Raw genomic sequence first — 10,290 nt, 5'->3', positions numbered from 1 at the left:
GAGACAGAATGATCAGAGCGTAATCATTGCTCTGGGCTATTGACTTTTGGCTAGCGAAGATTGCTTGACCATACCAACCCATGTTCCGCTAGCCCATAGCCTAGAGCCTTCTCTCCTTCGCGTTCTTCGCGCTCTTCGTGGTTTCAAAACTTCGTGCTCTTCGTGTGCTTCGTGGATCAAATGCCGCTACAATAGCCACAGCACTCTGTTATTGAAGGAATAACCTATGAAGAAGCTTTTGAGCGGTATGCTTTTAGCGGGAATCATCGTTGGCTGTGGTTGGCAAGCAACGCCGACCATTATTCCAGCGACGGCAACCAGCCAAGCCTCACCTACAACGCAAGCCCTGAATCCAACCGCAACGACCGAAATTACTCCCAGCGTTGTTGCCAACCAAACCACGCCAACCCCATTGCCAAGCAAGCCAACTGCGCCAATTTTTACCGCCGACGATGAGCGTTGGGCTGGCCGTTCAATTTATTTTATTATGACCGATCGCTTTGCCAATGGCGACCCAAGCAATGATAACGCCGATGGTTTTGCCGCCGATCGTAGCGACCCACGACGCTGGCATGGCGGCGATTTTCGCGGCATTATCCAACGCCTCGATTACATCAAAGGCATGGGTTTTGGCGGCATTTGGATCACGCCAGTCAGCAAGCAAAATTCAACCAATGCCTACCATGGCTACTGGCAGTACGACCCTTATCAAATCGACCCACATTTTGGCACGCTTGAAGAATTGCGTGAGTTGGTGAGCGAAGCTCACAAACGCGATATTTTAGTCATGCTCGATGTGGTGCCAAACCATATGGGCGATTTCTTGCCTGGCTCAAACGCTGCGCCGCCGTTCGATGACCAGACGTGGTATCACAACAAGGGCAACATTCAAAATTATGGCAATCAACAAGAAGTTGAAGATGGCGACTTGCTGGGGCTTGATGATTTAGATCAGGATAATCCTGCAACCCGTGCTGAATTGCGCAAATGGATTGCTTGGCTCAAAACCGAAACTGGGCTTGATGGCATGCGGGTTGATACGGCCAAACATCTGCCCAAAGATTTTCTGCGCGAGTTTGATCAAGCAGCTAACACCTTCTCGCTGGCCGAAGTATTTAGCAGCGATGCTGGCTATGTTGCGCCCTACAGTGAGTATAACGATGCGATTTTGGATTATCCGCTGCACAACGCCTTCAAAGAAAGCTTAGTTGGCGGACGCACCTTGTTGGTGATTCAGCGCGTGCTCGAAAATGCCGACGCGACCTATCGCAATGTCCATGTCAACGGCACATTTTTGGATAATCACGATAACGAACGCTTTTTATGTGTGGCAACTGGCGGCCCCGACGACCAAAAAACCAGCCAATTGCAACAAGCGTTGGCAGTGCTCTACAGTTTGCGCGGCATTCCAATCGTCTATTATGGCACTGAGCAAGAGCTGAGCGGCTGCAAAGATCCCTTCAACCGCGAAGATGCCTTTGAATTGAATGCAACCGACGCACCAGTCTATCAATGGATTAGCCAGCTCAACCAAGTGCGGCAAGCCCACCCAGCCTTGCAACGAGGCAGCCTCGAAAGCCGTTCCAAGGCTGATGATGGCTGGGCCTTCCAACGCACTGCTGGCAACGATACTGTGGTGGTGTGCATTAACAACACATGGAAACCGCTTGAGGTAGCCGTAACTGGCCTGACTGAGATTGCTGATGGTGAGGTCTTGACCGATGCGCTTGGCGGTGGTGAGCTGAGTGTCAAAAGCGGCCAAATGAACTGCGCTTTGCAACCCAAACAAGTCATGATCTATACCCGCTAAATATTTAATTAGCCCAGCGCCAATTTTATGCTTGGCGTTGGGCTAATTAATGTGGAATCAACCGAATCGTTGAGCTTGGCGAATATCTTCGACAAAGGAACTCATTGGACGTACATACGCTTTCATTCCCATATGCTGGCTAAAATGTTGGTATTTACGACTTTGATCGGGAAGATAGAATATATGCCGTTGACTACCAAGTAAAGTGATTTTATCATCAGACAAATCTTCATCAAAAGTAATGACATGCCATACTTGTTTGATCTTAAATTTGCTAAGGATTTCAGAGCTAGCACTTGAAACTTGTTTCCATCGTTCACGCAATGTACGTTTACAAGAAATACCAATATACCAATTATCTTTTGTTCTAATCCATTTATCTACTTCAATATCTGCTTGAAAATGTTCAGGTGCATGAGTTGCTTGAATATTATAGTGATGAAAGATAAATGAAGTTACGTCTTCTAAACTTCCACCAGCTCGTGATTTTCGTTTTTGTGCTACACGGCGCTCAAATTCTTGCATAAATGCAGTAAGCAATAAATTTTCATCTAAATCATTTAATTTAGGCATACTATATCGAATTTTACTGAATGCACTAGTAATAATTGCTCGTTCTGCGGTTAATGAGCCATTAACTCCTAAATCATCCCACATGTTAATGACAGTTGCCAAGCCTGCGTTGCCATGAATTTCAAGATATTGACGTGCAGCTGCTTCCGTAAATTTACGATCATTACTTGGAACACTTTGCATTGCACTATTGATTGGAATAACGATTAATTTAATCGTCATAAGAAATACAGTTACATCTTGAATTGTTCGTAGTTTTTCAACTAAATCCTTATAGAATAATTGAATCTGTTGTTGTTTGGTTTTAGCGTTGACGAAGCGTTGGTGTAATAGACTATCAATTTGTTGATAGATCAGTGATAATTGTGTTGATTCATCAAATGCTTGATCTATAATGATTGGCTCAACATTCCCAATCATATTTTCTAGTAAGTTTGTATCTTTGCCCACTGCTCCATACTTATCACTATTGATTAACATCCGTGCAAACCAATAGCTATTCGCCCAAGGACTTTGACCGATTTGTGTAATAATCGTATCAAGTTGCTCCACTATTTCCACTCCTCATTATTCAATCGATGTTGGGCCATTGCACAATATTCTGCTGAAATATCAATCCCAATATAATTACGATTTAAATTTTTTGCAGCAACGGCAGTTGTTCCGCTACCTACAAATGGATCAAGCACAGTCTGCGCATTAGTTGAACTAATAATACGCTCAATTAATGATAATGGATACGGTGCAGGATGTGGATTATCTAATTCTTGTGTAAATTCCCAAACATCTCCATATCGATTAGATTTAGGCGCTAAGCGAAACTTTGGTTTGGCTATCAGATAAATAACTTCGTATGTTGGTAAAAAATAACCGGGGTTGAAATTAATACCACCCTTACGCTTCCAAATAATAATTTGGCGTATAGGAAACCCATCTACAATATCTTGGCGATCTTGTAATAAGCCACCTTGGACGCGCCATTTATGATTATAGAAAATTGCACCATCATCTTTTATAAGACGTAGCATTTCAGCTAAACAGGCACGTTGCCATTCAACATATTGATCATGTGGTAAGCAATCGTCATGACTTTGGTAGCCTTCAATTAAACGTGCGTTTGCCCATTTGCCACCACGGCCATCTTTCATACCGTTACCGGTTGAATTTCGTAAGTTATAAGGTGGTGATGTTACACAAAGATCAATAGATTGATCGGCCATTTGGCGCATTGCATTCAAACTATCATCACAAATAATCGTATTGAGCAGGGTTTCAGGCTGTTGATATAGTATGGGTGTTGTTTGCATTTTAGACAATAGCTGAGTCATAGCATGATTCCTATGGTGCAAATGGTTTAGTAATGGATAAAGTAGCTTAATTTGTACAAGTGTGCTAATAATACCATAAAAATACTGGAATTTGAGCATCAATCAAATTCCAGTATTTTCGTTTATAACGACTCAATTTCGCCACCTAAATGTCCAAGTACTTGCTGATAATAGCTAATTTGTTGCGTGGTTATTGCAACTGCTGATTTTGAATATTTGGTGAAGCATGTGTACTATGCAACGATTTTTGAATGTTCTTGACCGATGCGCTTGGCGGTGGTGCGCTAAGTGTCAAAAGCGGCCAGCTGAACTGCGCCTTGCAACCCAAACAGGTCATGATCTATACCCGCTAAATTGAAACCATAACGCAAAAAAGAGCCAAGCACGCTTGGCTCTTTTTGATCTAGAGAATATTATTAACGCCTGTGGTTTTAAGTTCTATGGCTCAAGATTGACGAAATCGAAGAAGAAGCGTGAGCCGGTTGATAATGGATTATGGGCAGCCATCGTGCGGAATTCATACTTGCCGGTACCCGGCCCCCAGTAGAATTCAACTGCACAGTTTTTTTGCAGGGTTGGTGCGTAGGTATCGATAATACCCAATAGTTGCCCTTCATAGAACACGCTGACTTTGCCGCCATCGGGCCGCATGACATAGCCCATTGCAAAGCTATGTGGGCTATTAACAACCGTGTATGAAACGGTATAGCCACCGCCCATTGAGACGTGTTGCGTGCCGTTATAGGTATTGGTCAACGGATGGCCCGATTCAGAGCGCCAAACCCCAGTGTATTTGATTGATGGATCGGTATTATCAATCATATAATCAGGGTCAAAATTAACTGAGTGTGAATTACAATCAATATTCATATAAGGAATATCGTTGGTTGCCGCTTGCGTGGTTGCTGGGGCAATCAAACTTGGTGCGACGATCGTAGCTGCCAGCAGCAATGAAGAGAATATTTTACGCATCAAAAAAGCCTTCCTACACACTACTAAGTTCTCTAGACAGGTAGGTACTTTAATCGAGGCTGCTGTATATTTCAAGCCCCAATATATGATAATTTGCTGATAAAGTACAAGAAATACTTAACATAATTATTTTTGGCGTTTAGAGTGACTCAATTTCGCCACGCAAACGGGCAAGCGCTTGCTCAACGCTACAAAAAAGAGCCAAGCACGCTTGGCTCTTTTTGATCTAGAGAACATTACCGAAGTTTTCGCTACTAATTGTATTGGTTCATTGGATTAACAACCGCAGCATTCCAAGGGTCGGTTTTCGCTGTCCACCACCCATCCGCAGGTTCATCAATGGATGCGGTTTGGTCGCGGATTGTCATTGAGGGGGTGCAGGGGGATTAAAGCCCCCTGCGTTTCCCGCTGGCGGGACGGAAGGGTGGAAAAATTCCATGGTTGCTAATGTTATGAACCATTACAACTAATTTCTAGGATTCAAAATAGACAAAATCGAAGAAGAAGCGTGAGCTGGTTGATAATGGATTGTGAGCAGCCATTGTGCGAAATTCATACTTGCCTGGGCCTGGTCCCCAGTAGAATTCAACTGTACAATCTCGCTCAAGAGTTGGTGAATAGGCATCGATAATGCCGAGCAATTGGCCTTCGTAGAAGACGCTGACTTTGCCAGCATCAGGCCGCATGACATAGCCCATTGCAAATTTATAGGGCGATGTCACCGCCGTGTATGAAACCGTGTAGCCACCGCCCATTGAGACATGTTGGGTCCCATTATAGGCATTGGCAAGTGGATGCCCAGATTCGGCTTTCCAAACCCCAGTATATTTAACTGCTGGATTCGTATCATCGATCATATAGTCGGGTTGACCAAGCCAAAGCGATGGCGAATCACATTGAATATCCATCAATGGAACATCGTTGGTTGCTGCTTTGGTAGTTGCTGGCGCAATCATGCTTGGTGCGATGATCGTGGCTGCCAGCAATAATGAAGAGAATATTTTACGCATTAAAAAGCCTTCCTACACACTACTGAATTCTCTAGACAGTTAGATACTATAATCGATAAAGATTTATATTTCAAGGGCCAATCTACTGCTTTGCTGAGCAAACAATAAATGGTTAACATAATTATTTTTCTGCCTATAACGATTCAATTTCGCCACGCAAACGGGCAAGTGCTTGTTCAACACCTGCTAATTCATTGCGCGCTTCTTGCAGTTGATCATTTTGATATTTAACGAAGCGGGTGTATGGCGCAACCGTTTCGGTGACGCGCTCGATTGATTGATCGATTTCTGCATAGACTTGTTTGCTCAACGAACGTACAATTTTATCGCGTAGCTCGCTGACTTTTTTATGAAACTCGCGCTTGGCTTGGGCACGCTTGGCCGGAATCAAATAGGCTCCGCCTGCAACCGCCAACACGCTGAGGCTGATGCCGGTAAAATCGAGTAACGCGCCATGCGCCAAAATGACAAACAAGGCCCCGAAACCAACCGCGCCAACCCCAGTTAATGCAGTGGTGGCAATCGTGCCTTGCAAATCCATGGCTAATTGTTTGGCTTCTGCATCGCGATTATAGCTTTGCACAATTTGGTTGGTACTACGGCCAACTGAATCGATCAACGATTGGCGGTTGTAGTTGAAATTTTGGCCAACATTGCCAACCATCTCGCTATTGTGGCGCGAAAGTTGGCGACGATCGATATAGGCATTTACATCTTGCCAAAGCTTGAGATTGCGTTCAATCAGCCAGTCGATAATTTGCTGCGTGATGCGATCGGTGTCAGCATCGAGGTCGCCAACCACTTGGTCACGAAAACGCTGTTCAAGCAGATCTTTTTTAATTAAATCGCGTGCTCGGCCAATTCGAATTTGCTCATCGAAAAAGCTATGGCCGCGTTGCTCAAACTCATGGATGAGATTTTCGAGCTGGGCGATGCGCGGCGTGAAATCACGCTGCATATCAGCTTTATAGACCTGAATTTGGCCCTCGATATTGTTGATTGCCTTAATATCGTCGCTCAGGGTTTGCAAGCGCTCATCGGAAGCGGTGCGATAGGTTGTGGCTAGTTTTTGGCCAACGCCCAAGGGATTGAGCAATTTGAGTCGCACGCGTTCGCCTTGATCAAGCGTGCGCAACAAATATTCTTCCATGGCGTTGAAGCCACTTTCATCCCAGAGTTTAGGATCGTCGTTTTCACGGGCGCGCAAAGCAGAGCGAGCCGAAACTGCAAAAATCATTGGCGTGCTGCCAAGCAAGTTGGTGGCATTGCTCCGCACAAATTCGAGCACTTCATTGCGACCTTTTTCATCGAGAATATCAATTTTATTGACGATCAAGATGATTTTCTTGCCCCATTCGCGAATATGCTCAAGGAAGGTGCGCTCGCTCTCGGTAAATGGCCGATCTGCCGAGGTAATAAACAACACCAAATCCGAGCGCGGCACAAAGCGCTTGGTTAATTCCTCGTGACGGCGAATAATCGCATTCGTGCCTGGGGTGTCAACGATGTTCAAATCGCCAAGCAAGGGCGCAGGATGGGTGCGCAACAACAGAAAATCTTCGAGCAATTGCGAATCTGGTTGCTCGCCAAAGCGCAAAATATTGATGCGGTCGGTGGTTGGGGTTACGCCTTCGGGCAAAACCCGATCGCCGAGCAGGGCATTGATAAAGCTCGATTTACCAGCGTTGAACTCGCCAGCGACCACAATTAAAAAGAGTTCAGCCAATTGCTCGGTGGCTTCCCGCAAGCGCGCAGCATCAGCGGCGGTCACATCGGCCCCAAATTGCTCCAAAGCGTTATGCAAACGATCAAATAAGCTTTGTTCGGTAGCCCGTAGCTCAGCTTCACGTTCGCCAAGAATTGATTGAGCGCCAACATGGGCCATGGCTGTGTCCTTATCTCTATGAGCAGTGCACTACTCAATTGACTCTGATTGCGTGCTCGAAGTTGCACAAACGAGCATTATCAAGGGTTAATCATAACTCGTGCCATGCTTTAACGTGAGCGTAGTCGCCACGGTCGTTAATCGTGGGTTGCTACGCTCAGGCATGGGGTGGAAATGGGCGTTAATCTAAACTCAATTTATAGCCAAAACCGCGCACGGTGAGCACAAACCGTGGCGCAGAGGGATCGATCTCGATCCGTTGGCGCAAGCGATAGATCAAGGCATCGATGGCGTTGTAATCGTAGACCTCATAATCCCACACGCCGATGGCAATTTGCTCTTTGCTGACAACTTCGCCGCGGCGGTTGTAGAGCAATTCAAGCAATTGGAATTCCTTGGCGGTGAGCTGTGGATCAAGCCGTTTGCCGCGAACATAGACCTCCTTGGCAGCGCTATCAACGTGCAATTCAGCCTGATCTTGGCTTGCGATGCGATGCATGACGACTGGGGGCGGCGTGCCCTTCATCGTTGCTTCGGGATCGCGGAAAATGATCACCGTATCGGCGACCCAAACCTCGTCGTTATTGCGTAACGGCGCGAGGCCATTGACCTTTACGCCATTTAAATAGGTTCCGTTGGTGCTATCAAGATCGCGAATATAACAGCCGGCTTCATCGCGTTCTAAGCGGGCGTGACGGCGCGAGGCTAAACGATGATCGATGACAATATCGTTGGCTACATCGCGCCCAATGGTGAGAATTGTTTGGTCCCACGGCATGAGCCGAGGTGGGACATCTTGGTTTTTAATTGTCAGCGATGGCACTGGCTGATCGTTCATAAAAATTCCTCCTCAAACACACGATGCATGGAGAGGCGTGGTATGGTATGCTAGAGTCTTAGTCAGAGACAAAGCAAAAGGGCTATGATAGAATGTGACGCGATTCTAACATAGGGCTTCTGAATGCGCTAGAGGCGCAAGGAGCGGGCGTTTGACTTCTTGGAATGGTCGCCAATTTGGCAAGTATATTTTACACAACGAAGTTGGGCGAGGTGGCATGGCCCGCGTTTTTCGGGCAACGGATACCACCTTGCAACGCACGGTTGCGTTAAAAATTCTTGCTCCCCAGCTTGCGAGTGATCCCGAATCGAGCCAGCGCTTTGAGCGCGAGGCGATTACGGCGGGCAACCTTCATCATCCCAATATCGTGACAATTTTCGATGTTGGCGAGGCTGAAGGCTTGCCCTACATCGCCATGGAATATATTGCTGGCCGTTCGCTGCAAGCTGTGATCGATGAACAAGGTGCGATGGGCCTTGGCTATGCCGTAGCATTGTTGATGCCAGTGGCCGAAGCGCTTGATTACGCTCATTCGCAGCAGGCAGTTCATCGCGATGTCAAACCCCACAATATTTTGCTCAATGCCGATGGTCGGGTTTTGTTGACCGATTTTGGCATTGCTCAGGCTCCCGTTGTCAATGAAAAGCGTCTAACCCGCGCCGGAATGTTTATGGGCACGCCAGAATATATCGCGCCCGAACAAGCTTCGGCACAGTTGGTTGATGGCCGCTCCGATTTATACTCCTTAGGAATTGTGGCGTTTGAAGTGATCACTGGCCAAGTTCCCTTTACTGGAACGGTTCCAGAGTTGCTGGTTGCTCACACCTACACGCCGCCGCCAGCAATAACCAGCCTTGTGCCTGGCTTGCCAGCGGCCTTTGATAAGGTTTTTGAACGAGCATTGGCCAAGCAACCAAATGAGCGTCCGCCCTCGGCAGTCGCTTTTATCGATGCCCTGCGCACGCTCTCCAGCAGGATTGGAATTATAATTCCAACCAAGGACGAATTAAAGGGCTTGGCGGTTCCAGCTGGCTCGTCAGCAGGTAAAGCGACGGTGGCAATCAATGCACTGCCTGCCTTGCAACGCCAAAGCGACCCGAGCGCTCAAACCGATGTTGGGGCGATTCAGCCGCAAGCGCGGCCAGCTACGCCCGTGCCGCAACCAGTGCCACGCCCAAGCAATCCCAATCCAACTGCCCGGGTTGCGCCGAGCACGCAATCCCCGCAACCCAAGCCGCAGGCGGCTCCCGCCCAATCGCGGCCTCGCCAAGCAGCACCAAGTAATAGCAACGCTGCTCGGCCTCGCATGCGTACACGGCCAGTCATGCGCACGGCCACAACCAGCGATCCTTTAAAAGTAATTTATCCGGTTGCGATCATTATAACCCTTGCTGTTTTGGGCATTGTTTTTTGGCAACGTATGGGCCAAGGCACGCGCGGCTTGGTTTCGTTGCCAACTGCAACCCAAACCAGCAGCTTATCAGGGCCGTTTGTGCCCGAATCGACGCGCATTCCGACCGCGATTCCAACCAATACGCCTGAGCCAACTCCAACCGATTCACCAACCGAGCAGCCCAGTGCCACGCCTGAGCCAAGCGCAACCGTGCCTAGCCCAATCCCAACCAGAACGCGGATTCCAACGCGAACAGTGCCGCCAACGCGAACTGTAGCGCCAGCGACGGTTGTCCCATCGGCTACGCCAGTTGTGCCAACTGATGTGCCAGCTACGCCAACTGATGTACCTCCAGCAACGCCAACCAATGGCCCAACTGAGCAGCCAACCCAAGACTTGCCAACCGTGACCAATACTGGGGTTGAGCCGACGGTCGTTTATCCCTTGCCACGGCCTGAGCCGTCGCCAATTTCCTGAGGTT

The 10,290-nt window shown here is 47.5% G+C and carries 8 protein-coding genes; 2 read left to right on the top strand and 6 right to left on the bottom strand.

Going from position 1 to position 10,290, the window contains the following annotated elements:
* Positions 1–226 precede the first annotated feature (226 nt).
* Positions 227–1,810, top strand: coding sequence for an alpha-amylase family glycosyl hydrolase (locus C5S61_RS21230; protein ID WP_110518583.1), 1,584 nt, complete (start codon positions 227–229; stop codon positions 1,808–1,810).
* 57 nt (positions 1,811–1,867) lie between these two features.
* Here C5S61_RS21230 and C5S61_RS21225 read toward each other — a convergent pair whose 3' ends face one another.
* From C5S61_RS21225 to C5S61_RS21200, 6 genes are all read right to left on the bottom strand, one after another.
* A complete protein-coding gene (locus C5S61_RS21225) occupies positions 1,868–2,935 on the bottom strand; it encodes a PDDEXK family nuclease (protein ID WP_110518581.1) in 1,068 nt (355 codons plus the stop codon).
* On the bottom strand, positions 2,935–3,711 hold the full coding sequence (locus C5S61_RS21220; protein ID WP_110518579.1) for a DNA-methyltransferase: 777 nt from the start codon (positions 3,709–3,711) through the stop codon (positions 2,935–2,937). Before C5S61_RS21220 ends, C5S61_RS21225 begins: the two co-directional genes overlap by 1 nt.
* Positions 3,712–4,149: 438 nt before the next feature.
* Positions 4,150–4,683, bottom strand: a complete 534-nt coding sequence (locus tag C5S61_RS21215) for a hypothetical protein (RefSeq protein ID WP_110518577.1) — start codon at positions 4,681–4,683, stop codon at positions 4,150–4,152.
* Positions 4,684–5,156: 473 nt separating this feature from the next.
* Complete coding sequence (locus C5S61_RS21210) at positions 5,157–5,693, bottom strand: hypothetical protein (protein WP_110518575.1); 537 nt, start codon at positions 5,691–5,693, stop codon at positions 5,157–5,159.
* 133 nt (positions 5,694–5,826) lie between these two features.
* Positions 5,827–7,578, bottom strand: coding sequence for a dynamin family protein (locus tag C5S61_RS21205; RefSeq protein WP_110518573.1), 1,752 nt, complete (start codon positions 7,576–7,578; stop codon positions 5,827–5,829).
* A 181-nt stretch (positions 7,579–7,759) separates the two neighbouring features.
* Complete coding sequence (locus tag C5S61_RS21200) at positions 7,760–8,416, bottom strand: winged helix-turn-helix domain-containing protein (protein WP_110518571.1); 657 nt, start codon at positions 8,414–8,416, stop codon at positions 7,760–7,762.
* Positions 8,417–8,567: 151 nt separating this feature from the next.
* Between C5S61_RS21200 and C5S61_RS21195 the strand changes: the two genes are divergently transcribed.
* On the top strand, positions 8,568–10,286 hold the full coding sequence (locus C5S61_RS21195) for a serine/threonine-protein kinase (RefSeq protein WP_110518568.1): 1,719 nt from the start codon (positions 8,568–8,570) through the stop codon (positions 10,284–10,286).
* The last annotated feature ends 4 nt before the right edge of the window (positions 10,287–10,290 follow it).

Origin of the sequence: Herpetosiphon llansteffanensis, assembly GCF_003205875.1 — a bacterium.
Taxonomy (GTDB): domain Bacteria; phylum Chloroflexota; class Chloroflexia; order Chloroflexales; family Herpetosiphonaceae; genus Herpetosiphon; species Herpetosiphon llansteffanensis.
The sequence above is the reverse complement of the archived record's forward strand: the minus strand, read 5'-3'. Positions and strand labels throughout refer to the sequence as shown.

Excerpts from the sequence above, each read along its gene's own strand:
- C5S61_RS21220 (WP_110518579.1), bottom strand. The coding sequence starts at position 3,711 with ATGACTCAGCTATTGTCTAAAATGCAAACAACACCCATACTATATCAA.
- C5S61_RS21200 (WP_110518571.1), bottom strand. The coding sequence starts at position 8,416 with ATGAACGATCAGCCAGTGCCATCGCTGACAATTAAAAACCAAGATGTC.
- C5S61_RS21215 (WP_110518577.1), bottom strand. The coding sequence starts at position 4,683 with ATGCGTAAAATATTCTCTTCATTGCTGCTGGCAGCTACGATCGTCGCA.
- C5S61_RS21230 (WP_110518583.1), top strand. The coding sequence starts at position 227 with ATGAAGAAGCTTTTGAGCGGTATGCTTTTAGCGGGAATCATCGTTGGC.
- C5S61_RS21205 (WP_110518573.1), bottom strand. The coding sequence starts at position 7,578 with ATGGCCCATGTTGGCGCTCAATCAATTCTTGGCGAACGTGAAGCTGAG.
- C5S61_RS21210 (WP_110518575.1), bottom strand. The coding sequence starts at position 5,693 with ATGCGTAAAATATTCTCTTCATTATTGCTGGCAGCCACGATCATCGCA.